This is a genomic window from Streptomyces sp. NPDC043878 (assembly GCF_056435735.1).
On the sequence record NZ_JBWKDW010000036.1, the window covers coordinates 23,886 to 47,840 of the forward strand.

General features: G+C 74.4%; 19 protein-coding genes and 1 pseudogene. 12 read left to right on the forward strand and 8 right to left on the reverse strand.

Features of this window, described 5'->3' with window-relative positions; genetic code table 11:
* Nucleotides 1-77: 77 nt before the first annotated feature.
* On the reverse strand, nucleotides 78-752 hold the full coding sequence (locus tag AC07AZ_RS34850; protein WP_478854753.1) for a nucleoside/nucleotide kinase family protein: 675 nt from the start codon (nucleotides 750-752) through the stop codon (nucleotides 78-80).
* Between the two features lie 126 nt (nucleotides 753-878).
* Here AC07AZ_RS34850 and AC07AZ_RS34855 point away from each other — a divergent pair, with 126 nt between their 5' ends.
* Both AC07AZ_RS34855 and AC07AZ_RS34860 read left to right on the forward strand, forming a co-directional pair.
* On the forward strand, nucleotides 879-1,616 hold the full coding sequence (locus AC07AZ_RS34855) for an HAD family hydrolase (RefSeq protein WP_478854754.1): 738 nt from the start codon (nucleotides 879-881) through the stop codon (nucleotides 1,614-1,616).
* Entirely contained in the window at nucleotides 1,613-3,967 is a 2,355-nt protein-coding gene (locus AC07AZ_RS34860) for a glycoside hydrolase family 65 protein (RefSeq protein ID WP_478854755.1), read from the forward strand. Before AC07AZ_RS34855 ends, AC07AZ_RS34860 begins: the two co-directional genes overlap by 4 nt.
* Before the next feature lie 80 nt (nucleotides 3,968-4,047).
* On the opposite strand, the gene AC07AZ_RS34865 is transcribed toward AC07AZ_RS34860, so the two are convergent.
* Together AC07AZ_RS34865 and AC07AZ_RS34870 are read right to left on the reverse strand one after the other, a co-directional pair.
* A complete protein-coding gene (locus AC07AZ_RS34865) occupies nucleotides 4,048-5,007 on the reverse strand; it encodes a hypothetical protein (protein WP_478854756.1) in 960 nt (319 codons plus the stop codon).
* A gap of 11 nt (nucleotides 5,008-5,018) precedes the next feature.
* Nucleotides 5,019-5,243: pseudogene (locus tag AC07AZ_RS34870) on the reverse strand (APC family permease); the annotation flags it as partial.
* A 293-nt stretch (nucleotides 5,244-5,536) separates the two neighbouring features.
* Here AC07AZ_RS34870 and AC07AZ_RS34875 point away from each other — a divergent pair.
* Nucleotides 5,537-6,028, forward strand: a complete 492-nt coding sequence (locus tag AC07AZ_RS34875; RefSeq protein ID WP_478854757.1) for a DUF5709 domain-containing protein — start codon at nucleotides 5,537-5,539, stop codon at nucleotides 6,026-6,028.
* 129 nt (nucleotides 6,029-6,157) lie between these two features.
* On the opposite strand, the gene sthA is transcribed toward AC07AZ_RS34875, so the two are convergent.
* Nucleotides 6,158-7,561 (reverse strand): Si-specific NAD(P)(+) transhydrogenase, encoded by a 1,404-nt coding sequence (gene sthA / locus AC07AZ_RS34880; protein ID WP_478854758.1) that lies wholly within the window; start codon nucleotides 7,559-7,561, stop codon nucleotides 6,158-6,160.
* A gap of 404 nt (nucleotides 7,562-7,965) precedes the next feature.
* Here sthA and AC07AZ_RS34885 point away from each other — a divergent pair, with 404 nt between their 5' ends.
* Entirely contained in the window at nucleotides 7,966-9,096 is a 1,131-nt protein-coding gene (locus AC07AZ_RS34885; RefSeq protein WP_478854759.1) for a sulfite oxidase, read from the forward strand.
* A 69-nt stretch (nucleotides 9,097-9,165) separates the two neighbouring features.
* Here AC07AZ_RS34885 and AC07AZ_RS34890 read toward each other — a convergent pair whose 3' ends face one another.
* Nucleotides 9,166-9,372 (reverse strand): hypothetical protein, encoded by a 207-nt coding sequence (locus AC07AZ_RS34890; protein ID WP_478854760.1) that lies wholly within the window; start codon nucleotides 9,370-9,372, stop codon nucleotides 9,166-9,168.
* 259 nt (nucleotides 9,373-9,631) lie between these two features.
* On the opposite strand from AC07AZ_RS34890, the gene AC07AZ_RS34895 reads away from it, so the two are divergent.
* Nucleotides 9,632-11,950, forward strand: coding sequence for an MMPL family transporter (locus AC07AZ_RS34895; RefSeq protein ID WP_478854761.1), 2,319 nt, complete (start codon nucleotides 9,632-9,634; stop codon nucleotides 11,948-11,950).
* On the opposite strand, the gene AC07AZ_RS34900 is transcribed toward AC07AZ_RS34895, so the two are convergent.
* On the reverse strand, nucleotides 11,907-13,097 hold the full coding sequence (locus AC07AZ_RS34900) for a PP2C family protein-serine/threonine phosphatase (RefSeq protein WP_478854762.1): 1,191 nt from the start codon (nucleotides 13,095-13,097) through the stop codon (nucleotides 11,907-11,909). The genes AC07AZ_RS34895 and AC07AZ_RS34900 overlap by 44 nt on opposite strands.
* A 120-nt stretch (nucleotides 13,098-13,217) precedes the next feature.
* On the opposite strand from AC07AZ_RS34900, the gene AC07AZ_RS34905 reads away from it, so the two are divergent.
* The 4 genes from AC07AZ_RS34905 (at nucleotide 13,218) to AC07AZ_RS34920 (ending at nucleotide 16,760) form a co-directional block, all read left to right on the forward strand.
* Entirely contained in the window at nucleotides 13,218-13,790 is a 573-nt protein-coding gene (locus AC07AZ_RS34905) for a TetR/AcrR family transcriptional regulator (protein ID WP_478854763.1), read from the forward strand.
* Between the two features lie 114 nt (nucleotides 13,791-13,904).
* On the forward strand, nucleotides 13,905-15,101 hold the full coding sequence (locus AC07AZ_RS34910) for a GDSL-type esterase/lipase family protein (RefSeq protein WP_478854764.1): 1,197 nt from the start codon (nucleotides 13,905-13,907) through the stop codon (nucleotides 15,099-15,101).
* 233 nt (nucleotides 15,102-15,334) lie between these two features.
* Nucleotides 15,335-16,231 carry an N-acetyltransferase gene (locus AC07AZ_RS34915; RefSeq protein ID WP_478854765.1) on the forward strand — a complete coding sequence of 299 codons (897 nt, stop codon included), beginning with the start codon at nucleotides 15,335-15,337 and terminating at the stop codon, nucleotides 16,229-16,231.
* Nucleotides 16,232-16,481: 250 nt separating this feature from the next.
* The gene (locus tag AC07AZ_RS34920; RefSeq protein ID WP_478854766.1) at nucleotides 16,482-16,760 is read left to right on the forward strand and encodes a GlsB/YeaQ/YmgE family stress response membrane protein; all 279 of its coding nucleotides are present in this window, start codon (nucleotides 16,482-16,484) and stop codon (nucleotides 16,758-16,760) included.
* 10 nt (nucleotides 16,761-16,770) lie between these two features.
* On the opposite strand, the gene AC07AZ_RS34925 is transcribed toward AC07AZ_RS34920, so the two are convergent.
* Together AC07AZ_RS34925 and AC07AZ_RS34930 are read right to left on the reverse strand one after the other, a co-directional pair.
* Complete coding sequence (locus AC07AZ_RS34925) at nucleotides 16,771-17,658, reverse strand: Gfo/Idh/MocA family protein (RefSeq protein ID WP_478854767.1); 888 nt, start codon at nucleotides 17,656-17,658, stop codon at nucleotides 16,771-16,773.
* Nucleotides 17,659-17,821: 163 nt separating this feature from the next.
* Nucleotides 17,822-18,064: a hypothetical protein gene (locus tag AC07AZ_RS34930; RefSeq protein WP_478854768.1), complete on the reverse strand. Its 243-nt coding sequence runs from the start codon at nucleotides 18,062-18,064 to the stop codon at nucleotides 17,822-17,824.
* A 297-nt stretch (nucleotides 18,065-18,361) separates the two neighbouring features.
* On the opposite strand from AC07AZ_RS34930, the gene bdeA reads away from it, so the two are divergent.
* The 3 genes from bdeA to AC07AZ_RS34945 all read left to right on the forward strand — a co-directional run bounded on the left by bdeA (nucleotide 18,362) and on the right by AC07AZ_RS34945 (nucleotide 23,890).
* Nucleotides 18,362-19,321, forward strand: coding sequence for a bis(hydroxyethyl) terephthalate hydrolase (gene bdeA, locus AC07AZ_RS34935; protein WP_478854769.1), 960 nt, complete (start codon nucleotides 18,362-18,364; stop codon nucleotides 19,319-19,321).
* Nucleotides 19,322-19,545: 224 nt separating this feature from the next.
* Complete coding sequence (locus AC07AZ_RS34940; RefSeq protein WP_478854770.1) at nucleotides 19,546-22,479, forward strand: helix-turn-helix transcriptional regulator; 2,934 nt, start codon at nucleotides 19,546-19,548, stop codon at nucleotides 22,477-22,479.
* A 139-nt stretch (nucleotides 22,480-22,618) separates the two neighbouring features.
* Nucleotides 22,619-23,890: an RsbRD N-terminal domain-containing protein gene (locus AC07AZ_RS34945; RefSeq protein ID WP_478854771.1), complete on the forward strand. Its 1,272-nt coding sequence runs from the start codon at nucleotides 22,619-22,621 to the stop codon at nucleotides 23,888-23,890.
* Nucleotides 23,891-23,955: the final 65 nt, after the last annotated feature.

Sequence of the window (23,955 nt, forward strand, 5' to 3'; positions counted from 1 at the left end):
GGCATCGGGCTTCGGGTCCCGGAGCCCACGCCGGGCACCGGGCCTCGGGTCCCGGAGCCCACGCCTGGCATCGGGCGTCAGGTCCCGGAGCCCACGCGGGGCATCGCCGTCACCGGTACGACGAGATCCGCAAGGTCCCGCGTCGCGGCGACCAGTTCCGCGTTGGGCCGGTCGCTGCGGTCGACCCACGCCACCGCCTCCGCGTGCCCCTTGCCGAACGCCTCGTGCCGGGCCACCAGGCGGCGGACCCGCTCCGCCTCGTCCAGCTCGCAGAACCACACCTCGTCCAGCTGCGCCCGCACCCGTGCCCACACGCCCGTGCCAAGCAGCAGGTAGTTGCCCTCCGTGACGATCAGCCGGGCGGCAGGCGGCACGGGGACGGCACCGGCGAGGGCCTGCTCCAGGACGCGTTCGAAGCCGGGCGCGTACACGACGTCGCCCGCCTCGCCCTCGTCGCCGGGCTCGCGCAGGCGCCGCAGCAGCGCCGCGTACCCCGCCGCGTCGAAGGTGTCCGGTGCGCCCTTGCGGTCCCTGCGGCCGAGGCGCTCCAGCTCGGCGTCGGCCAGGTGGAAGCCGTCCATGGGCACGTGCGCCACGCGGTGCGTGCCGTCCGCGCCGAGCGCGCGCACCAGGTGCTCCGCGAGGGTCGTCTTGCCCGAGCCGGGGCCGCCGGCGATCCCCAGGACGGCGCGGCCCCGTCCGGGGGTCAGCGCCCGGGCACGGGTCAGCAGATCGTCGAAGGTAAGCGGCACAGAGCAGAGTGTGCCACCCACCGGTACGGCTCCGGCACGGCCGGGCACCGGACCCGGAGACCCTCCGGGCCCTCCGTGTGGCGTGCGCCACTCGCTGGACTCGCCGTCATGGGGAACGGTGTCCTTATGACGCAGCTCGGTCTCCCCGAAGAAATTGTGGCCTGCCTGTTCGACCTCGACGGGGTCGTCACCAAGACTGCCGTGGTCCACGCGGCCGCGTGGAAGGAGACGTTCGACGCGTTCCTGCGCGAGCGCGACGGTGCGGACTTCCGGCCGTTCACCTCCGCCGACTACGACGAGTACGTCGACGGACTGCCGCGCGCCGACGGCGTCCGCAGCTTCCTGACCTCACGCGGTGTCGAACTGCCCGAGGGCGATCCGGGCGACGCGCCCGACGCCGCCACGGTCAACGGGCTCGGCAACCGCAAGAACGACCTGGTCCTGGCGAAGATCCGGTCCGGCGGCGTCGAGGCGTACGACGGCACCCTGCGCTACATCGAGGCGGTCCGCGCGCGGGGGCTGCGCACCGCGATCGTCTCCTCCAGCGCCAACTGCCGGGACGTACTGCGGTCGATCGGCGCCGAGGACCTCTTCGACGTACGCATCGACGGCGTGGTCGCCGCCGAGCGGCATCTGCCGGGCAAGCCACACCCCGACACGTTCCTGGCCGCCGCCGAGGACCTCGGCACCGACGCGGCGCACTCCGCGGTCTTCGAGGACGCGCTGGCCGGCATGGACGCGGGCCGGGCCGGCCGGTTCGGGTACGTCGTCGGCGTCGACCGGGTCGGACAGGCCGACGCGCTGTCCGCCCACGGCGCCGACCGGGTCGTCAAGGACCTCGCCGAGCTGGGAGGCAGGGCGTGATCACCCAGAGGTCGTACACCGTGGAACCCTGGGCCGTGCGCGAGACCGAGCTGAACCTCGACGTCCTGGCGCAGAGCGAGTCCGTGTTCGCGCTCTCCAACGGCCACGTCGGCTGGCGCGGCAACCTCGACGAGGGCGAACCCCACGGCCTGCCCGGCTCCTACCTCAACGGCGTCTACGAACTGCACCCGCTGCCCTACGCGGAGGCCGGCTACGGCTACCCCGAGTCGGGCCAGACGGTCATCAACGTCACCAACGGCAAGGTGCTGCGGCTGCTGGTCGATGACGAGCCCTTCGACCTGCGCTACGGCCGCCTCGTCGCGCACGAACGGACACTGGACCTGCGCCGGGGGGTGCTGGAGCGGGTCTGCGACTGGGTCTCCCCGGCCGGCTCGCGGGTCCGGGTGCGCTCGACCCGGCTCGTCTCCCTCACCCAGCGGGCGATCGCCGCCGTCTCCTACGAGGTGGAGGCCGTCGACAGCGAGACCCGCGTGGTGATCCAGTCGGAACTCGTCGCCAACGAGACGCTCCCCGGGGCGAACGGCGACCCGCGGGCGGCCGTGGCGCTCAAGTCGCCGCTGGAGCCGGAGGACGACTTCGCGGCCGGCCGCCGGCTGCGCCTGGTGCACCGCACCCGGCAGAGCGGTCTGCGGGTGGCGGTGGCCGCCGACCACGTGGTCGAGGGGCCTGAGGGCACCGCCACCGGCGCCGAGAGCAACGTGGACGTGGCCCGGCTGACCGTCACCTCGGTGCTGGCGCCGGGGCAGCGCCTGCGGGTGGAGAAGCTGGTGGCCCACGGCTGGTCCGGCGTGCGGTCGCTGCCCGCGATGAGCGACCAGGTCGACGCGGCCCTGGCGGCGGCCGCGGTCGGCGGCTGGCAGGGGCTCGCGGACGAGCAGCGGGCCGCCCTCGACGACTTCTGGGCGCGCGCCGACGTCGAGGTCGACGGGGACGAGGAGATCCAGCAGGCGGTCCGCTTCGCCCTGTTCCACGTGTTCCAGGCCGGCGCCCGGGCCGAACAGCGGGCGATCCCCGCGAAGGGCCTGACCGGCTCCGGCTACGACGGCCACGCCTTCTGGGACACCGAGGCGTTCGTGCTGCCCCTGCTGACCTACACCGCGCCCGACGCCGTGGCCGAGGCGCTGCGCTGGCGCCAGGACACACTGCCGGAGGCCCGCGAGCGCGCGGCCCAACTCGGCCTGCACGGAGCCGCGTTCCCCTGGCGGACCGTGACCGGCTCCGAGGGGTCCGCGTACTGGCCGGCCGGCACGGCCGCCTTCCATGTGAACGCCGCCGTCGCGGACGCCGTGGTGCGCTACACGGCCGCCACCGGCGACGAGCGCTTCGAGCGCGACACCGGGGTCGAACTGCTGGTGGAGACGGCCCGGCTGTGGCGCTCGCTGGGCCACCACGACCACCACGGCGTCTTCCACATCGACGGCGTCACCGGCCCCGACGAGTACAGCGCGGTCGTCGACGACAACACGTACACCAACCTCATGGCGCGGGCGAACCTGCTGGCCGCCGCCGACGCCTGCGAACGCCACCCCGACCAGGCCGCGCGGCTCGGTGTGGACGAGGAGGAGAGCGCCGCCTGGCGGGACGCCGCCCTCGCCGTGCACGTCCCCTACAACCACGAACTCGGCGTCCACGAACAGCACGCGGGCTTCACCCGCCACCAGCGCTGGGACTTCGCCGGCACCCGTGCCGACCAGTACCCGCTGCTGCTGCACTTCCCCTACTTCGACCTGTACCGCAAGCAGGTCGTCAAGCAGGCGGACCTGGTGCTGGCGATGTACACGTGCAGCGGCTGGTTCGAGGAGTTCAGCGACGAGGAGCAGATCGCCCGCAACTTCGCCTACTACGAGCCGCTGACCGTGCGGGACTCGTCCCTGTCCGCCTGCTGCCAGGCCGTCGTCGCCGCCCAGGCCGGCCATCTGGACCTCGCGTACGACTACGCGTCCGAGGCCGCGCTGATGGACCTCGCGGACCTGGAGCACAACACCCGCGACGGCCTGCACATCGCCTCCCTCGCCGGCACCTGGACGGCGCTGGTCGCGGGCTTCGGCGGACTGCGCCGCGACGGCGACACCCTGGGGTTCGCGCCGCGCCTGCCCGAGCGGTTCAGCCGCCTCGCCTTCACGCTCCAGATCCTCGGCCGCCGCCTGCACGTGGAGATCGACCGCGACAAGGCGACGTACACCCTGCGGGCGGGCGGTCCCCTGACGATCCGTCACCACGGCGTGCCGCTGACCCTGCACGACGACAGCCCCGCCGTCCGCGCCGTGCCGGCGCCCAAGGGCCGCCCGGCACCCGGCCAGCCCCCGCACCGCCGGCCCAACGCCCGCTGAGGGGACGGGCGGTCGCGCGCCGGTGGCGTGCCGCGACCGCCCGTCGCGCGGCGGTGAGGAGCCGCCGCCGCCCGCCGCCGTCACACGCGCAGGCGCAGCTCCTTGCGCCACCTGACGAACTGTTGCTCCGGATCTCCCGTGTACGACCAGGGAATCCGCGTGGCCCGTGGCCCGAGCAGCCGCGGCATCGACACGGCGACGTCCGAGACGCCCGCCTGACAGGCCGCGTGCGCCAGGTAGTTGAGGTCGCGCAGCTCGCCGGGCCGGACGTCGTCGCGGTCCCGGCTCACGATCCAGCGCTGCCAGGTGCGGCGGGCGTCGCTGACGGCGCCGTCGTGCCGGAAGTGCTGGCCCAGTCCCACCGCCGCCGGGCCCCCGTTCGTGGCGTCGACCGCGTGCCGGTACTCCTCGACGCGCGCGTACTGCACCAGCACCGGCAGCGCGCAGCCCGGCGGCGCCACCCCCGCCGCGTCGCGCGCGAAGTCGTACATGAGGCCGTGCGAACCGTGCCAGCGCGAGGAGTAGTAGTACAGCACCTGGAGGTGACCCTCCGTGTTGTACGGGTCGCGCTCCTGCAACTCCTCCCACCAGCGGGCCAGTTCCTGCCGGCGCACCCCCGTGGGATAGAGCCGGGCCACGGAGATCAGGGAGGTCCACGGCGTCGGGTCGTCGGGGCACGCCTCGGCTGCCTGGAGGAAGGACGTCACCACGGTGTCGACGCGGTGCGGGGCGATGGGCACGCCCCGGCCGGCGGCGATGGCCAGGTTGAACGCGCGGGCCGTCTCCGTCGCCGCGCGCAGCACCAGCGCGTCGGCGTCGCCGGGCTCGGCGGTCAGCCAGGACTCGGCGGTGGAACTCCCCGCGCAGGTGTGCGCCAGGAGCCGGACCCGGTGGCCGCGGGAGACCCAGTCGGGGCCGGTGGCGCGCAGCAGCGCGCGCAGGCCCTGCCAGCGGCCGATGACGATGTCCTGGCGGGCGGAACTCAGGTCCGCGTCCCCGCAGTCGGGGTCGAAGTCGGGAGCGAAGGTGTCTCGCGCCATCGGGTGCTCCCTCAGAAGTCGGTGGAGAGACCCTGGTGGACCGGGGAGTCGGGCAGGGTCGCCCCGGTGGGGACGTGGTCGGCGGCCACGGTGCGGGTCGCGTCGAGTCGGGCGGGCCGGTAGTAGTCGCTGCCCTGCCGCCAGTACCGGAGCATGGGGACCAGGCCGACGGCGAGTCCGCCGAGGCCGATGGTGATCGCCGTGGTGCCGAGTTGGCCCAGGGACTCGAAGAAGAGGCGGCGTGGGGGCGGGGGCGAACCCGTCCGCAGCCGGAGAGGGGTGGCCTCGGGCAGGGGCGGTGACGGGCGAGAACGGGGTGGATGCGTGTCTCGTTGTCGACAGCCGGTCACGCCGTGTGTGCGAGTGATGATAGCCGTACTCATTGAGCTTTCAAGATTGACCGGAGAGTAATCTTCCGGGCCGCGGTATGCCCTTCGCCACGTGCTCGTGAGGTTGGGGAGCGTGTATGGGGAAACGCGCATCAGGACACCGCAGACACACGATCCGCGCAGCGTGAGGGAGGCAGCCCATGGGCACCGAGCCGATGGCCGACGACGCTTACCAGCCCACCGGCAGCAACGAGGAGCAGGAGGACGCGGCGCCGCTCGACCTTCAGGACGCCGTCGACGAGCGGAACTACGACGACATCCTCGACGAGGGCTACTCGCCGCCGGAGAAGCCACTGGGCGTCACCAGGCACGGCGTCACGGCCGCCGAGCAGCAGGAGGGCGAGACCCTCGACGAGCGGCTCGCCCAGGAGGTCCCCGACGCCGGGGTGGCGGCCGGGGACGGCATCGGCGACCTGGCCGGGGGCGAGGGCGAGCGCGTCGACCCGGAGGCGGGCGCGGACCGCGCGGGCCGTCTGGTCGCCCCGGACGAGGGCGCGCACGCCGACACCACGAAGGAGGCCGTCGCCGCCGACGTGGGTATCGACGGGGGCGCCGCCGGCGCCGAGGAGGCCGCCGTGCACGTCGTCGAGGACGACACCTGGCTTCCGGAGGACGATCCGGGCACCCCCTGAGGACTCGGCCCGGCCGACGCCCGGTCCGCCGCTCCCGAAACGGGCGGCGGGCCGGGCGGTGACCGGTGTGAGCGCGGGGCCCGCCGGGTCCCGTAGCCGCGATGGCGGGCGCCGTTCGCGTCCGTCCGCTCAGTCCGCGATGTGGTCGATCTGGCGGAGCTTGTTGGTGGCGTCCAGGGCCGCGACCTTGTACGACTCCGCCAGCGTCGGGTAGTTGAACACCGCGTCGACCAGGTAGTCGACCGTGCCGCCACAGCCCATCACGGACTGCCCGATGTGGATGAGCTCGGTCGCGCCGGTGCCGAAGCAGTGCACGCCGAGCAGCGTGCGGTCCTCGGGGGAGACCAGCAGTTTCAGCATGCCGTGCGAGTCGCCGATGATCTGCCCGCGGGCCAGCTCGCGGTAGCGGGAGATGCCCACCTCGAACGGCACCCGGTCGTCGGTGAGCTGGTCCTCGGTCCGGCCCACGAAGCTGATCTCCGGGATGGTGTAGATGCCGATGGGCTGGAGGTTGTGCATCTGCCCGACGGGCTCCCCGCAGGCGTGGTACGCCGCCGAACGCCCCTGCTCCATCGAGGTCGCGGCCAGCGCCGGGAACCCGATGACGTCGCCGACGGCGTAGATGTGCGGCACCTGCGTGCGGTAGTGCTCGTCGACCGTGATGCGGCCGCGCGGGTCGGCGGACAGGCCCGCCTTGTCGAGGTCGAGGTCGTCGGTCAGGCCCTGCCGGCCGGCGGAGTACATCACGGCGTCGGCCGGTATCTTCTTGCCGCTCGCCAGGACGGTGAGCGTGCCGCGGGCGTGCCGCTCGACCGCGGCGACCGTCTCGCCGAAGCGGAACGTCACGGCGAGGTCCCGCAGGTGGTACTTGAGCGACTCGATGACCTCGACGTCACACATGTCGAGCATCCCGGCCCGCTTCTCCACCACGGTGACCTTGCTGCCGAGCGCGGCGAACATGGAGGCGTACTCCATGCCGATCACGCCGGCCCCGACGATGACCATGGAACGCGGCACCCGTTCGAGGGCCAGGACGTTGTCCGAGTCCATGATCGTGCGGTCGTCGAACTCGACGCTGTCGGGCCGCGCCGGCCGGGTGCCGGTCGCGATGACGATGTGCTCGGCGCTCAACTGCCGTTCCTGGCCGCTGATCTCGCGCAGGGCGATGGTGTGGTCGTCGACGAAGCGTCCCGTACCGCCGTACAGGGACACGTGGTTGCGGGAGAGCTGGCTGCGGATGACGTCCACCTCGCGGCCGACCACGTGCTGGGTGCGGGCGGTCAGGTCGGCGACGGTGATGTCCTCCTTGAGCCGGTAACTCTGGCCGTAGAGGTCGCGCTGGGTCAGGCCGGTGAGATAGAGCACCGCCTCCCGCAGGGTCTTGGAGGGGATGGTCCCGGTGTGGATGGAGACCCCGCCGACCATGTCGGGGCGGTCGATGACGGCCACCCGGCGACCCAGTTTGGCCGCGGCGATGGCGGCCTTCTGGCCACCCGGACCGGATCCGAGGACGAGCATGTCGAAGTCGGGCACTGCAGGAGTCTGTCAGCCGTGGGGCCCACTCCGGAAGAGTGAACCGGCAACCACCGGCCACGGCTTGCGTTCCGGCGCCGCCGATCACACCGGACGGACGTCCGTGAGATCCCTCCGGGGTCTCCCGCACCCGCCGCGAGAGACCCGGGTCCGCCCGTGCCCGTCCCCGGCCGGCTCGGTGTCGCCCGTGCCCGTCCCCGGGCCGCTTCCGGGCCCCGGGCCGGCTCTGTGTCGTCCGTGCCCGCCCGCCAGAGACCCCGGTGCGCTCGTGCCCCTCCCCGGTCGGCTCGGTGTCGCCCGTGCCCGTCCCCGGGCAGGCTCCCTGTCGCCCGCACTCGTCCCCGGGACGCCTCCGTGTCGCCCGTGCCCTGACGGGACAGGGGGCGCGGCGCGATACTGGGGGCATGGGTCCTCGACTCGGTGACGCGAGCACTCCCGCACGGCTGGCCGCCCCCGACGAGGGCATCGGCCGGGACGAACTGGCGCTCGCCGCCCGCAACCACGGCCTCCCGCTGGAGGCGTTGCGCTACGACCTCACCCCGCCCGGCCTGCACTACGTCCTGACGCACTACGACATGCCGTACGTCCCCGAGGGCTCGCCGTGGCCGCTGACCGTCGACGGCCGGGTGCGCCGCCCGCTGCACCTGGACGCGGCCGGCCTGCGGGCGTTCCCCCGGGTCACCACGCGGGTGACGATGGAGTGCGCCGGCAACGGGCGGGCCCTGCTCAGCCCCCGCCCGGTCAGCCAGCCCTGGCTGGTGGAGGCCGTCGGGACCGCGGAGTGGACCGGCGTTCCGCTGCGGCTGCTGCTCGCGGAGGCCGGCCTGGAACCGGACGCGGTCGACGTGGTGTTCACCGGCGCCGACCACGGGGTGGAGCGCGGCGTCGAACAGGACTACCAGCGCTCCCTGCCCGTCCGGGTGGCCACGGGCACCGAGCCCGAGGTGCTGGTGGCCGACGAGATGAACGGTGCCCCGCTGCCACCGCAGCACGGCAGCCCGCTGCGCCTGGTGGTCCCCGGCTGGTACGGCATGGCGCACGTGAAGTGGCTGCGCACGGTGACCGTCACGGACGCCCCCTTCACCGGCTTCCAGCAGACCGTCGCCTACCGGCTGCGGCAGCACCCCGGGGAGGAGGGCGAGCCGGTCACGCGGATCGCGCCGCGCGCCCTGCTCGTCCCGCCGGGCTTCCCGGACTTCATGTCCCGGACGAGGGTCGTACGGCCGGGTCCGGTGACGCTGGAGGGACGGGCCTGGTCGGGCGCGGCACCGGTGGTGCGGGCCGAGGTCAGCACGGACGCGGGCCGCACCTGGCACGAGGCCCGACTGGAGCCGGACGGCGGACACCGGTGGGCCTGGCGGCGCTGGCGGTTCGCGTGGACGGCGCGGCCCGGGGAGCACGTGCTCTCCGCGCGGGCCACCGACGCGGAGGGACACCGCCAGCCGCTGCGACAGCCCTGGAACCGGGGCGGGTTCGCCAACAACCTGGTCCAACAGGTCCCGGTCGTCTGCCTGGAACCCGGGGACGGGGACTGAGCGCGGCTGACCGGACCGCGCGACCCCCGCACCGTGACGGGGGCGCCGGAGGCCGCGCGGACGGGTCGGTCAGGGCAGGATCTTGTCGAGGGCGGCGGGCCCCTCCGCCTCCAGCTTGCGCCTGGCCCATTCCAGGCTCTCCGGGGTGAGGTCCTTGCCGGAGGCGAGCACCAGGTCCTCCGGTGACACATCGGTGCCGGTACGGGTGTGGAGCAGGGCGTCCGGGGTGGCACGGTCCTCGGGCGGCCCGGACTCTTCGGGCTGTGACGTCGGCATGGTCTGCTCCTCGGATCCGGGTCGGTCTTCGGGCCCGGTGCGGTCATCGGGTCCGCTATCACCATTCAACGCCCGAGCGCGGCGTGCATCCCGAGACGTCCCGCGGGCGGGACGGCCGGTGCCGCGCAGGGCCGGAGTGCCGTCCCCGGGCGGGGCGTAACCCTCCCCTGGCCCCGGCTCCGCGCCGGGATGCCCGGACGACCCGGCGGGCGTCTAATGGGGATATCGAGCGACTCGGCCGACAGGGAAAACGAGGGCCATGTCACCCACCCGCGGCGGCACAGGGGGCGGGGGGAACGAGACTCCGGGGGGACTGCGACGACTGGGCGAGTGGTGCGCCCGGCACTTCGTGATCGTCATCGTGGCCTGGCTGGTCGCGCTGGTCGCGCTGCAGGTCGTCAACCGCGCCTTCGGCGGCACCTATTCCGACAACTTCTCCCTGCCCGGCGTGCAGTCCCAGCAGGGCCTGGACATCCTCAAGCAGCACGACCCGGCCGCCGGCGGCTACAGCAGCCAGATCGTCCTGCACGACGGACAGAAACAGCTCACCTCGCTGAGCTCGCAGATGTCCACCACGGTCACGGACCTGCAGAAGCTGCCGCACGTCCTGTCGGCCCAGAACCCGCTGACGGCAGCGTCTTCGTCTTCGTCGTCTTCTTCGTCTTCATCCCAGTCCTCGCAGTCCTCGCCGAACGTGGGACCGCTGTCCACCGACGGCAAGACCGCCTACATCACGGTCCGTTTCGACGTGCAGCCCTCGACCCTGGGCGACGGCTACCTGCACGGTGTGGACGACTCCGTGAAGCCACTCCGCTCGGCGGGCGCCGACGTCGAGTACGGCGGACCCCTCGGCGAACTGGCGCGGCCCGCCGCCGACGACCGGGTCAGCGAACTCATCGGCTTCGCCGTGGCGATCGTCGTCCTGCTGATCGGCTTCGGCAGCGTCATCGCCGCCGGCCTGCCCCTGGTGACCGCCCTGATCAGCGTCATCTGCGGACTCGCCGGGCTCGGGCTGCTCGCCGCCGCGTTCACCTTCGCCACCGTCTCGCCGACCCTGGCCACGATGATCGGACTCGGCGTCGGCATCGACTACGCGCTGTTCCTGATCACCCGTCACCGGCAGAACCTCATGAACGGCAGGGATCCGGTGCGCTCGGCGGGCCAGGCCACCGCCACCAGCGGCCGCGCGGTGCTCGTCTCCGGCTGCACGGTGATCATCGCCCTGGCCGGCCTGTACGCCTCCGGTGTGTCCTTCATCGGCAAGCTCGGTCTCGCCGCCGCGGTCACCGTCGTCTCCGCCGTGCTGGGCGCGCTGACCCTCGTACCCGCCCTGCTGGGTCTCATCGGCCGCCGGATCGACCGCTTCCGGGTGCGCCGGCCCGTCGCCGAGACGGACGCCGCCGAGGGCGAGCCGGCCCACGGGACCTGGCACCGCTACGCCCAGCGGGTCGAGCGGCGGCCGTGGCGCTACCTGGCCGCGGGCGTGACGACCGTCGTGATCCTCGCCATCCCCGTCTTCTCCATCCAGCTCGGCCACATCGGTGACGGCGCCGATCCCACGTCCTTCACCGACCGGCGGGCCTACGACCTGATGACCAACGCCTTCGGACCCGGCTCCAACGGCCCGCTCACCGTCGTCATCGACCAGACCTCGGCGTCCTCCTCGCAGCGCTCCACGCTCTCCTCCCAGGCCCAGAAGACGCTCGACGCGGTGGCGGGCGCCGCGAAGGTCACCCCGCTGACGCCGACCCAGGACGGGGACCTGCTGATCTCCACCGTCTACTCCAAGCGGTCCCCGCAGAGCGCCGCCACCACGGACCTGACGAACCGGCTGGTCGACGACACGCTGCCCGCCGCGGTCGCCGGTACGGGTGCCAAGGGCTATGTCACCGGGACCACGGCCGCGCAGGTCGACTTCCGGGACATCGTCGCGAGCCGGCTGCCGCTGATCATCGGTGTGGTCGTCGCCCTGGCCTTCCTGATCATCCTCGCCGTCTTCCGCGGGCTGCTCGTCGCCGTCAAGGCCGCCGTGCTCAACGTGCTGTCGATCGCCGCGTCCTACGGCGTGGTCGTGGCCGTCTTCCAGTGGGGCTGGGGCGGTCCCGCGCTCGGCGTCAACGGCAAGGTGCCCATCGAGAGCTACGTCCCGATGATGATGTTCGCGATCATCTTCGGGCTGAGCATGGACTACGAGATCTTCCTGCTCTCCCGCGTGCACGAGGCGTGGACGCGCACCGGCGACGCCAAGGCGTCGGTCGCCCACGCCCTGGAGATCACCGCCCGGGTCATCACCTGCGCGGCACTGATCATGGTGAGTGTCTTCGCCGCCTTCATCGTGAGCGACAACATCGTGATCAAGATGATGGGGCTGGGGCTCGCCGTGAGTGTCCTCATCGACGCCACCGTCGTCCGCCTGCTGATGGTGCCGGCGGTGATGACCCTGCTCGGGCCGCGCGCCTGGTGGACACCGCGTTGGCTCGACAGGGTCCTGCCGCACATCGACGCGGAGGGCGAGAGCGCGGAGCCGGCGGGCGTCAGTGACGCAGCCGAACCGCGGGCCTCAGGACGAGCATCGTGACGTCGTCGTCCAGGGCCGCGCTGTAGCGGACCAGGTCCGTCCACACCCGCTCGGCGAGCCCGTCCGGACCGTCGCCGCCCCCGTCGCCCCCGTCGACCTCGCCGCCCCCGTCGCCCTCGCCGCCCCCGCCGCCCCCGCCGCCCGCGCCGACCTCGCCGGCGAGACGGGCGAGCCGCTCGGTGAGGGGGTAGAACACGCCGTTGCCGTCCCGGGCCTCCCCGACGCCGTCCGACGCCAGGAAGAGGCGGTCCCCGGGGCGCAGCCGCACGGTGCGTCCGGTGGCCGGCCGGACGTCGGACAGGCCGAGGCCCAGCGGGACGCACGGCGGGACCTCCAGCGTCACGGCCGTGCCCCGGCGCAGCAGGACCGGCGCCGGGTGCCCGCAGGAGACGATCCGTACCGTGTCGGCGTCGGGGGAGAAGTCGAGCAGCACGGCGGTGGCGAACAGTTCGGAGTGCCGTGCGTCCGCGGAGTCCACCACGAGCCTGCGGTCGAGGCGCTCGGCCACCGACTCGGGGTCCGGCTGGTCGAGCACCGCCTCCCGGAACGCCCCCAGCAGTGCGGCGACCGTCGCGACGGCGGCCAGACCGTGGCCCCGCACGTCGCCCATGACCACCCGTACGCCGTGCGGGCCTTCGCGCACCTCGAAGAAGTCGCCGCCGACCAGCGTCCCGCGTTGCGCCGCCCGGTACAGGCCCGCACAGCGCACCGCCCCCACCCGGTCGGGAAGGGGCGGCAGGACGGCTCGCTGCGCGGCCTCCGCGACCGCGCGTTCGGTGACCAGCTGGGCGTCCCGGCGGCTGCGGACGAAGGAGACCCCGACGCTCAGGGCCGCGACGAAACAGACGGTGAGCAGGTCGGTGTCGCCGGGATCGTTCAGGTGGAAGAGGGGAACGGTCAGCACGGCCACGACCAGGCCGCCCAGCACGGCGGTTCCGGCGACCCCGTACGACAGGACGGCCAGCGGCGGGATCGAACCCAGCAGGAACCCGATGTCGAGCCGGTGTCCCCAGGCCAGCGTGGCGGTGCACACGCCCAGCAGGAGGGCGACGGGCAGCGCCCGGATCCACACCGGCGGCGGCGCGCCGCGCAGCCAGCTCTGCCGGTCGCGGTCGCGCACCGCCGCTCCGCCGCGCTCTCTGCTCACCCCTCCACGCTGCTACGGCCGACCGGTGGCCGCACGCGGGGAGCTGCCTAAGTCACTATCGTGTTTGCCTAACACCTTTAGGCAAGCGCATAATCGAGACCGCCGACAGGGAGGACGACGATGGCACGCGTGGGGCTGACCACGGAACGCCTGGTCCGGGCGGGCGCGGAGCTGGCCGACGAGGTCGGCTTCGACCAGGTGGCCATCTCGGCACTCGCCCGGCGGTTCGACGTCAAGGTGGCGAGTCTCTACTCGCACGTCAGGAACTCCCAGGACCTCAGGACGCGGATCGCCCTGCTCGCCCTGGAGGAACTCGCCGACCGGGGCGCCGCCGCGCTGGCCGGCCGGGCCGGCAAGGACGCCCTGGCCGCCCTCGGCAACGTCTACCGCGACTACGCCCGCGACCACCCGGGCCGCTACGCCGCGACCCGGCTGCGGCTCGACCCCGCCGCGGCCGCGGCCGGCGCCGGCGGCAGACACGCGCAGATGGCGCGGGCGATCCTGCGCGGCTACGACCTGACCGAGCCCGACCAGACGCACGCCGTCCGGCTGCTGGGCAGCGTCTTCCACGGCTACGTCAGCCTGGAACTCGGCGGCGGGTTCAGCCACAGCGCGCCCGACTCGCAGGAGAGCTGGTCGAGAATCCTCGACGCGCTCGACGCCCTCCTGCGCACCTGGCCGCCCGCGGCCTGACCGGCCCCGTACCGGCCGTGGTCCGCCTCCACGACGGCCCGTGCGGCCCGCGGCCCGCAGCGGCCGGCCGGAGCGGACCCGGCCCCGAAACACTCCGATCGACAGGTTGAGGCCATGCACACCAAGGACGACTGGATCACCACGCCCCTCACCGCCGACCTCCTGCGCGGAGCGCTCGACGTGGAGCACACCGAGCACGGCATACTCCCGCACCGGCTGCCCGCCCGGGCCCGCGCCCAGTGCGCCGACGCGCAGCTCGCCACGGCCGAGTCCCAGCCCTCCGGCGTACGGCTGGTCTTCCGCACCCGGGCCACCGCCCTCGAACTGGACACCATCCCCACCAAACGGGTCTACGCCGGTGCCCCGCCCCGTCCCGACGGCCAGTACGACCTGCTCGTCGACGGCCGCCTGGCCGGCCGGGCCGCGGTGACGGGCGGCCACACCCTGACCGTCGACATGAGGACCGGGGCCACGGAGCGCAGGCCGGGCCCGCCCGGCACCCTCCGCTTCACCGGCCTGCCGGAGGGCGTCAAGGACATCGAGATCTGGCTCCCGCACAACGAGACCACCGAACTCGTCGCCCTGCGCACCGACGCCCCTGTCGAACCCGCGCCGGAGTCAGGCCGCCGGGTGTGGCTGCACCACGGCAGCTCGATCAGCCACGGCTCCGACGCGGTGGGCCCCACCGCGACCTGGCCCGCGCTCGCCGCCTCCCTCGGCGGCGTGGACCTGATCAACCTGGGCCTCGGCGGCAGCGCCCTGCTCGACCCGTTCACCGCCCGCGCCCTGCGGGACACCCCCGCGGACCTGATCAGCGTCAAGATCGGCATCAACCTGGTCAACGCCGACGTGATGCGCCTGCGCGCCTTCGGCCCCGCCGTCCACGGGTTCCTCGACACCATCCGCGAAGGCCACCCCGACACACCCCTGTTGGTCGTCTCACCGATCCTGTGCCCTATCCACGAGGACACACCCGGCCCGAGCGCCCCGGACCTCACCGGCCTCGGCGACGGACAGCTGAAGTTCGTGGCCATGGGCGACCCGGCGGAGAAGGCGAGCGGGAAACTCACCCTGGGTGTCATCCGGGAGGAGCTGTCCCGGATCGTCCGGCAGCGGGCGGCCGAGGACCCCCACCTGCACCACCTCGACGGGCGCGAGCTGTACGGCGAGCGGGAGTTCGCCGAACTGCCGCTGCCCGACCAGCTCCACCCGGACGCCGCCGCCCACCGCCGGATCGGTGAGCGCTTCGCCGCGCTGGCCTTCGGGGGCGACGGTGCCTTCGCCGACGGCGCGGCACCTCCCGCCCGTTGACGTCATCGTCAACAGCGTTGCCGTGCCCGCTCGTTGATCGGTCGCCGTACGCGTTCGTCAAGCGGTGGACGCGGTCCGGCAGGCGACCCTAGGGTGTGAGGCCACGCCCCAGACCGACGGAAGGAGGCGAGTGCCGTGCCGTTCCCCTCGTTCCCGCGCTCCCCTCCCGTCGACCCGGCGTGCACGATCACCTGACCGGGAGCGCCCCCGCAGTACGCATCCCGGAGGAACCCGTGACCGATCTGGTCATCCGCGCGCTCGACGCGAGCGACGTCTCACTCTTCGACACCCTGCCCGACCCGCTGGACGCCCGTACGGCGCACCGCACCACCCGGCACCGCCCCGACTGGAAGCGGGTCGCGCTGCGCGACGGCCGCGTCGTCGCGCGCGGCGCCTGGTGGGGCGGCCCCGACGACACCGAACCGCTCGTGCTCAACTGGTTCGACGTGGCGGAGGGGGAGCAGGAGGCGGGCGCCGAACTTCTGCGCTCCGCGCCCTGGCAGGTGGAGGTCGAGATGAACCTGCCGGCCGGCTGGCGCGAGGACCTGTCCCTGCGTGCCGCCGCGGACACCCGCTTCGCCGCCCTGCGGGCCGCCGGGCACCGACTCCTCGTGGAACGCCACCTCTACCGGTGGACTCCCGGGTGCGGCCTGCCCGAACGGCCCGGACGCCTGGTCTTCGCCCCGGAGCCGGACGACGCGGTGTTCCTCGACGCGCTGCGCCGCATCCACTCCGCCACACTGGACGCCCACGCGCTCGCCGCGATCGAGCAGGGCGGGGTCGAACAGGCCGCCCGGGAGGAGCTCGACTTCTTCAACTGGTGCCCCTCGCCACGGGAGTGGTGGCAGGTCGCGCGCACCCCGGCCGGAGACCCGGTCGGCATCCACATCCCCGCGCACAATCCCTCGGGGCCCTGCGTCGCCTTCATCGGGGTGCTGCCGCACCAGCGGGGACACGGCTACGCCTATGACCTCCTCGCGGAGTGCACCCACTTCCTCGTGGAGCACGGCGCGGAGTTCGTCGCCGGCGCCACCGACCGGGGCAACATCCCGATGGCCACCCAGTTCGCCCGGGCCGGCTACCCGGTGGTGAGGGAACGCGTCAACTTCCGGCCGTCCGGCGCCGTATAGGGCGGCCGCCGGGGCCGCGACGGGACGAACGTCGCCCGTCGCGGCACCGGGCCCACCCGCGGGGGCCGCCGGGCCGGTGCGCGCCGGGCCCCGGGACCGGCGCGGCGCGGGCCGTCCGAGACGAACGGCGGCGGCCCGAAGCACGGGACCGCCCCGCCTCTGACCCGCCGCTTCTCTTATTTGAGGTTTATCTTCGCCGTCTCGGCGCATTCGGCTTGTGAACGCAATTCCAGATGTTCGAGGAGGAGACGTGGGCATCATCGCCTGGATTCTGATCGGCCTGCTGGCCGGTGCCATCGCCAAGCTGCTGCTGCCCGGCAAGGACCCGGGCGGAATCATCGTCACCATGCTGATCGGTATCGTCGGCGGCCTCCTCGGAGGCTGGCTGGGCAAGGTGATCTTCGGAGTCGACTCCATCGACGGTTTCTTCGACCTGTCGACCTGGATCGCCGCGATCGTCGGTTCGCTGATCCTGCTCGTGCTCTACCGGGTCGTCACCGGGAACCGTCGTTCCCACCGCCACGCCTGAGGCACCCGCCTCAGCCGGCCTCGCCGTTCAGGGCGAGATCCGCGCAGGCGAGGATCTCCGTGACGCGCATACCGAACGCGGCGTCACACGAGTGCGGCCGTCCTCCACGGGCGGCCGCACTCAGTGCGTCCACGGCCCGCATCAGGGCCGGTACGGCGCCCTGCGCACGCTCCGGGAGCAGGGTCACCCCGGCCTCACCGCGCAGCTCGACGGCGACGCCGGCCGCAGCCGGCGGAGCCGTCAGACTGAGGGTGAGCGTGCTGTACGCGCCACCGTCGTGATCGAGGACGAGATGGACGGTGTCCCGCGGGCCCCGCGCGGCGGCCGCCACCCGTCGCACGTCACCCAGCACCGGCAGGAGCACCGACAGCGCGTGCGGACCCACGTCCCACAGCGCCCCGCACTCCTGCCGCCAGGGTGAGTCCGCGAAGGGGCTGTCGCCGGCGAACACCGAACCCAGCCACTGCGCCCGGGCGGTGAACCAGCCCGGACGGGCCGCCTGTTCGGCGATCCACGCCTCGGCCTCCGGCTGGAAACGGGTGGTGAAGAACACCACCGACGCCACCCCGCTCCGCCGCACCGCCTCGACCACGGGCCGCGCCTGCGCGACGGTCGGGGCGAGGGGCTTGTCGAGCAGCAGATGGCAGCCGGCCCGCGCGGCGCGGGCCGCGAGACCGGCCTGGACCGCCGGGGGCAGGGCGACGGCGACGGCGTCGACGTCGGCGAACAGGGCGTCGGCCTCGTCGTAGGAGCGGGTGCCGTGCCGTTCGGCCAGTTCCCCGGCGGCCTCCGGGCGGCGGCCCCACACACCGGCGAAGTCCACCTCCGGGTGCTCGCTCAGAGCGGGTGCGTGAGCCATCCGGGCCCAGGGCCCGGTGCCGAGCAGTCCGATGCGCATGCCGCCGCCTTCCCCGCCGCCGAGTCCGTGGGCGGCCGTCACCGTCAGGGCCGTCCGCCCCGCAGCGTTTCACACGCGCCCGGTTCGCGGTCACCCCGGGCACGGCAAGCGGACCAGGCCCCTGCGCCGGTGGCGGGGGCCCGCGGTCGTACGTCGCCGCGGCTCAGGCCGCCCGGTGCCGCCGGACGCCGTGGTCCGCGGACGCGTCGCCTGCCTTGTCATCGTCCTGCTGCTCCGGTCCGGGTGCCGCGTCGGCGCGGCCGCCCCGGATCAGGCGCAGATGCCGCTTGTGGACGGCGTGCCTGCGCCGCTCGGACCCGGGGGCGAGGAGGCGGTCCTCCAGACGGTCCGTGACCATCAGCAGCGCGGCGAGCAGGGGGAGCAGGAGAACGGCGACGACGACCACGACACACCTCTCGACCGGTCCGGGGGTTCCCGGGTGCTCCGGCGGCGGCAGTTCATGGGTGAGGGGTGCGTGAAGAACAGGTCACGGCTCGCTGACACACGCGCGTCCGCCGGCCCACGCACCCGGCCCGCGCCGGAGACCGGTGAGATTGCCGGTCCCATGAGGGCGCCCGGGCGCCCACAGTGGCACCGCCAGCCCAACGGCGGCGGCTCCCGGCCGAGTTCACGGATGTGTACCGCGCCCCCGTGCACTGCTCCCGGCCGGGCCGCTCAGCCACGACAGAGAGGACGACTCGTCGTGCGACCCCCACACCCCGGCGTTGCCCCCCGGCACTCCAGCACCGTGCGTCCCACCGGCCCCTCGCCGGCCACACCCCGCCGAGGCCGTCCGGGCCGTCTCGCGGCCCTGGTGACAGCGCTCGCCGCGGCCGCCGGCCTCGGCACCCTCGTGAGCCCCGGCGCCCACGCGGCGGACAACCCGTACGAGCGCGGCCCGGCCCCCACCACCGCGAGCATCGAGGCACAGCGCGGCCCCTACGCCGTGTCCCAGACGGCCGTCTCCTCCGCCGCCGTCACCGGGTTCGGCGGAGGGACCGTCTACTACCCGACCAGCACGAGCGACGGAACCTTCGGCGCCGTCGCCGTCGCACCCGGCTACACCGGCACCCAGTCGTCCATCTCCTGGCTGGGCCCGCGCCTGGCGTCCCAGGGCTTCGTCGTCTTCACCATCGACACCCTCACCACGCTCGACCAACCGGACTCACGCGGCCGTCAGCTTCTGGCCGCCCTGGACTACCTCACCGACCGCAGCTCGGTGCGCGGCCGCGTCGACGGCAGCCGGCTCGGCGTCATGGGGCACTCGATGGGCGGCGGCGGCACCCTGGAGGCCGCGAAGTCGCGTCCCTCCCTCCAGGCCGCGATTCCCCTGACCCCGTGGAACACGGACAAGACCTGGCCCGAGGTCAGCACCCCCACGCTCATCTTCGGCGCCGACGGCGACACGATCGCCCCCGTCGCCGGCCACGCCGAGCCCTTCTACACCAGCCTGCCCAGCTCCCTCGACCGTGCCTACCTGGAGCTGAACAACGCCACCCACTTCACCCCCAACTCCTCGAACACGACGATCGCGAAGTACAGCGTGTCCTGGCTCAAGCGGTTCATCGACAACGACACCCGCTACGAGCAGTTCCTGTGCCCGTTGCCGCGGCCGAGCCTGACGATCGACGAGTACCGGGGCAACTGCCCGCACACGTCCTGACCCCACCGGCCCGACAGGCGCCGGCACCCAGCGAGGCGGTCGCGCGGGTGCGCGACCGCCGTCCGCGTTGTGCCGGCGCACGGCCCGGGGCCGCCCGGACTGGGCGGCGGCACAAGCCGTACCGCCGCCGGGCCGGCGAAGACGCTGGTGGCATGCCGGTCGGTCACCCCGGCCCCGCGGACGCACGGCTTCCGGGTCGCGTTACGCGCGCGTAACGTCGCGGAATGACCCCCCACAGGACCGAACCGCAGGCGACATCCCGGACGCCCGGCGACGACACGCCACGACGGGCCGTGACCGAACTGCTGGACCGGATGAGGACCGGCAGCGCGGTCCTCGTGCTCACCGGCGAACCGGGCCTCGGCCGAACGGCACTGCTCGACGAGACCGCGCGTCGCTGCACGGCCGGGCCCGTGCTGCGGACCAGGTGCGAGCGGCCCGGGTACGGCCGGCCGTACGACGGGATACGCGCGCTGGCCCGAGCGGTGGCCGTCCTCACCGGAGACCCGCCGGCCGACCCGCCCGGGTCCGGGGCGAGAGCGGACGACGTGCTCGCGGCACTGCGGACGGCCGCCGCCGAAGCCCCCCTGCTGGTCTGCGTCGACGACGCGCACCGCTGGGACCCCTCCTCGCGCGCCGTGCTGCGGCACGTGGCCGACCGCCTCCACACGGCCGGACGCGTGGGCCTGATCCTCTCCGTCGCCCGACACGGCCGTCCGGACGCCGAGTTCACCGGTCTGCCGGTGGCCGAACTGGAGCCGCTCGGCCCGTCCCGGGCCGCCGCCCTGCTGGACCAGGCCACGGGCGACACCATCGCCCCGGGCGTCCGGGACGCCCTGGTGGAGGAGGCCGAGGGCAATCCGGCGCTGCTCCAGGCCCTCGTACGCGGGCTGTCGTCCGCACAACTGCGCGGCGGGCGGGCGCTGCCGTCCCCGCCGGCCGACGCCGACACGCTGGCGAGCGTGCTGGGCGAGCCCCTCGGCGCGCTCGCGCCCGCCCGGGACGACGTGCCGCTGACGGCGGCCGCGGCGCTCCGGGACACGGAGGACACGGACATCGACGCGGAACTCGTCCTGCGGGCAGCCGGGTTGATGACAGCAGGCGCCGTGCCCGGCGCCGGCTCCGGGTCGCTGTGCCACGGGCTGAGCCTCGACGGCGGACGGCTCCGCTTCACCAGCCGGCTTCTTCGCAGGGCCGTGTACGCGGGGGCGGCCCCGGACCGGCGGCGGCGCGCGCACCGCGCGCTCGCGCACCTGCTGCGGGCACGGGGGGAGGAACTGCCCGCGCTGCTGCACCGGGCCTGGTCCCTGTCGGGCCCCGCCGCCCGGCCGGCGGCCGAACTGGCGGCCGCGGCGGCCGACGAGAGGGCCGCGGCCCCGCACCGGCTGCGCTCGGCGGCCTTCGCCCGTGCCGCGGAGCTGACGGCGGACGGCGCGGCCCGGGCCGAGCGGTACACGGCCGCGGCCGAACAGGCGCTGCTCGCGGGGCGCCCGCACCGGGCGCTGCGGCTGCTCGCGGCGGCCCGCACCTGTGCCGCTCCGGCCGCGGTGCACGGCCGCGCCGAACTGGTGCGGGGCCGGGCGGAGTTGCGCGACGGCCCGGTCGCCGACGCCCACGCCTCCCTCCTGCTCGCCGCGCACCTCCTCGACACCGGCACCGATGCCGACACCCACCGCCTGGCCGCCCTCGCCAGGCTCGCGGCCGGCGACGCGGCCTGGTCGGCGGGCGACCGCGAGGCGTGCCTCACCGCGCTGGGCGAGGGCGGCGCGCGCGGCCCGGGGGAGCGGAGCGGGTCGGCCACCCCGGCCGGCCCGGGGGCCGCCCCGGTGGCCCTTCCGGCCGTAACCGTTCCCGCCGCGGACGCGTCGGGCGGCATCCCCGGGACGCCCCCGGCGGGGGCCGCGGGCGTGAGTGAGAACGCCGCCGGCAGTCCCGCGCGGGCCGAACCCGACGCCGTACGGGACTACCGCCTCGGTATGCGGGCCGTGCTGGAAGGACAGTCGGCCCGGGCGGCCGGCCCACTCGGACGGGTCGTGAGCCGCGCCGGCGGCGAGGACGACCCCGAGCGGCTGCTCCGGTCGGCGTCCGCGGCGCTGGTGCTCGGGCGGATCGGCGCCGCCCGCCGGTTTGGGGCACACGCGCTCGCGGCGGCCCGCGCCAGGGGATCGGCCGTCCTGGTACCGCAGGCCCTGGAGTACCTGGCCTACGCGGAGCTGCGGGCCGGCCGGCACGCGCAGGCCCGCACGCACGCAGAGGAGGGACTGCGTGCCGCGTACGCCACCGGGCAGCGGAACACGGCGGCGCATCACCACGCGGTGCTGGCGCTGGCGGCGTCGATCGAGGGACGCACGGACGTCGTCGCGGAGCAGGTGACGGCCGCGCTGGCCACCGCCCGGCGGCACGGGCTGGCCCAGGCGGCCACCCTGGCCGTGTGGGCGGCGGCCCGCTTCGACCTGGGCCGCGGCCGTCCCGTCGACGCCGCCGACCGGCTCGGGCCCGAGGTGCGCCCCGGCCCCGGCCGCGGTCACTTCGCGGTCTGGATGCTCGCGGCGCCCTGCTTCGTGGAGGCCGCGGTGCTCGCCGGCCGGCCCGGCGACGCCCTGACGGTCGTGGCGGACTTCGCGGCGTGGGCGGAGTGCGGCGCCGACCCGCGGGCCCCCGCCCAACTCGCCCGCTGCGCGGCCCTGCTGGCCGAGCCGGACCGGGCCGGCGCCCTGTACGCGCGGGCGCTGGCGCTGCACGAGGTGGCGGGCGGCAACTTCGAACGGGCCCGGACCGCCCTGCTGTACGGCAGGTGGCTGCGGCGCCGCCGCCGGCTGCGCGAGGCCCGTGGCCACCTCGGGGCCGCACTCGTCGGCTTCGAACGGTGCGGGGCGGCCGTGTGGGCGGAGCAGGCACGGGCCGAGCTCCGGGCGAACGGCACCGCTCCGCGCGCGACGGACGCGGGCTCGCTGCGCCGGCTGACCCCGCAGCAACAGCGGATCGCGCGGTACGTCGCCCAGGGCGCCACCAACCGGGAGGTGGCCCTGAGCCTGGCCGTGAGCACCCGCACGGTCGACTACCACCTGCGGAACATCTTCGCCGTGCTCGGGGTCAGGTCCCGGATGGAACTGGCCCGCATGGTCGAGCAGGCCGAAAAGACCGCTGCACAACCCTAGGGACCGACCGGACGGTATGTCATCCTTCGGGGCAGGACGACTCAGGTGGCGGGCACCGCGCGGGCACACGCGGCCGACCGGGCGCCGTACACGGCCCGCGCCGGGGCACCACCGCGAAGCCGAGCTTGGGAGGACCGCGATGCATCCCGCCGTACGGTCACGAACAGCGATCCGCCTCGGACCGGCGCCCGTGCCGCAGCCGCGGACACGGCGCGTGCGGTCGCTGATCGACGCGGACGCCCTGCGGGTGCTGCACCGGGCGGCCCGCGTGCTCCTCCAGGACCTGCCGGAGCTCACCGACCGGCTGCTGGCCGTCCTCCAGGAACAGGAACCCGCCTACCGCGCGGCGGTGGAGAACGACACCGCCGGCACCTGGCAGGAGGTGCACCGGTCGCTGCGGTACAGCGTGACCTCGCTGCTCGACCCGCGTGGCGCGCGGGACGCCGCCCGCCGCTGCTCGTGGAAGATCGGCGCCACACGCGCCGAACAGGGGCTGCCGCTGGACGCCCTGCTGCACGCCTTCCGGCTGGGCGGCTCGCTGGTGTGGCAGGGGCTGGTCGAGGAGATCTCCCGGACGGCTCCCGAGGACGTACGCCTCCTCGTCCATGTGGCCGCCGACGTGTGGAACTTCGTCGACGAGCACTGCACCCTCGTCGCGGACGCCTACCGGCAGGTCGAACGGCAGCTGGCCTGGCGGCGCGAGAACCGGGTACGGCTGCTGGCCGCCGCCCTGCTCGACGGCACCAGCCGCATCGCCGACCTGCCCGAGGCGGCCGAGGTGCTGGACCTGCCCGAACAGGGCCGCTACGTCGTCGTCGCGATCGCCGGCGGCCACCCTGCGGGGTGCGCGGGCGCCAGGGCCGCGGTCGTCGCGGACGGTGGACGCGTGCACTGGCACACCGGCGTCGAGGTGGACTACGGGATCGTCCTCGCGGGCGGCGGCGACCCGCCCAGACCGCAGCCCGGCCCGGCCGGCCTGGCTGCGGGCACCCGGATCGGCGTCGGCAGCGTCGTGGAGGGGCTGGCCGCGGTCGGCGAGGCCCGCAGGCTCGCGGACACGGCCCTGAGCATCTGCCCCGGGGACGGCGGCACCGTCGTCCTCACCGATCACCTCCCCGCGGCCCTGGTGGTGTCGCGCCCCGAACTGGGCAGTGCCCTCGCCGACCGGGTCCTCGGCCCGCTGCTGGCGCTGGAACCCGCCGACCGGGAGGTGTTGCTGGACACCCTGGCCATGTGGCTGGCCTGCGACGGATCGGCGCAGCGGGCCGGGGAACGGCTCTACTGCCACCGCAACACGGTCCTGAACCGGCTGCGCCGCTGCGAGCAGCTGACCGGGCGCTCGCTGGCCCGCCCTTCGGACGTCGTGGAGATCAGCCTCGCCCTGACAGCCCACCGCCTGCTGCCCCACTGACCCCGGCCACCTCCCCCTCTTCGACACCGCCCACCTCTGCCGTCGTGCGACGGGTCCGCTCCCGT

What these genes read in the sequence shown, in the direction of transcription:
- AC07AZ_RS34855 (WP_478854754.1), top strand. Translation starts at nt 879, where the DNA reads ATGACGCAGCTCGGTCTCCCCGAAGAAATTGTGGCCTGCCTGTTCGAC.
- AC07AZ_RS34865 (WP_478854756.1), bottom strand. Translation starts at nt 5,007, where the DNA reads ATGGCGCGAGACACCTTCGCTCCCGACTTCGACCCCGACTGCGGGGAC.
- AC07AZ_RS34875 (WP_478854757.1), top strand. Translation starts at nt 5,537, where the DNA reads ATGGGCACCGAGCCGATGGCCGACGACGCTTACCAGCCCACCGGCAGC.
- AC07AZ_RS34885 (WP_478854759.1), top strand. Translation starts at nt 7,966, where the DNA reads ATGGGTCCTCGACTCGGTGACGCGAGCACTCCCGCACGGCTGGCCGCC.
- AC07AZ_RS34890 (WP_478854760.1), bottom strand. Translation starts at nt 9,372, where the DNA reads ATGCCGACGTCACAGCCCGAAGAGTCCGGGCCGCCCGAGGACCGTGCC.
- AC07AZ_RS34895 (WP_478854761.1), top strand. Translation starts at nt 9,632, where the DNA reads ATGTCACCCACCCGCGGCGGCACAGGGGGCGGGGGGAACGAGACTCCG.
- AC07AZ_RS34905 (WP_478854763.1), top strand. Translation starts at nt 13,218, where the DNA reads ATGGCACGCGTGGGGCTGACCACGGAACGCCTGGTCCGGGCGGGCGCG.
- AC07AZ_RS34910 (WP_478854764.1), top strand. Translation starts at nt 13,905, where the DNA reads ATGCACACCAAGGACGACTGGATCACCACGCCCCTCACCGCCGACCTC.
- AC07AZ_RS34925 (WP_478854767.1), bottom strand. Translation starts at nt 17,658, where the DNA reads ATGCGCATCGGACTGCTCGGCACCGGGCCCTGGGCCCGGATGGCTCAC.
- AC07AZ_RS34940 (WP_478854770.1), top strand. Translation starts at nt 19,546, where the DNA reads ATGACCCCCCACAGGACCGAACCGCAGGCGACATCCCGGACGCCCGGC.
- AC07AZ_RS34945 (WP_478854771.1), top strand. Translation starts at nt 22,619, where the DNA reads ATGCATCCCGCCGTACGGTCACGAACAGCGATCCGCCTCGGACCGGCG.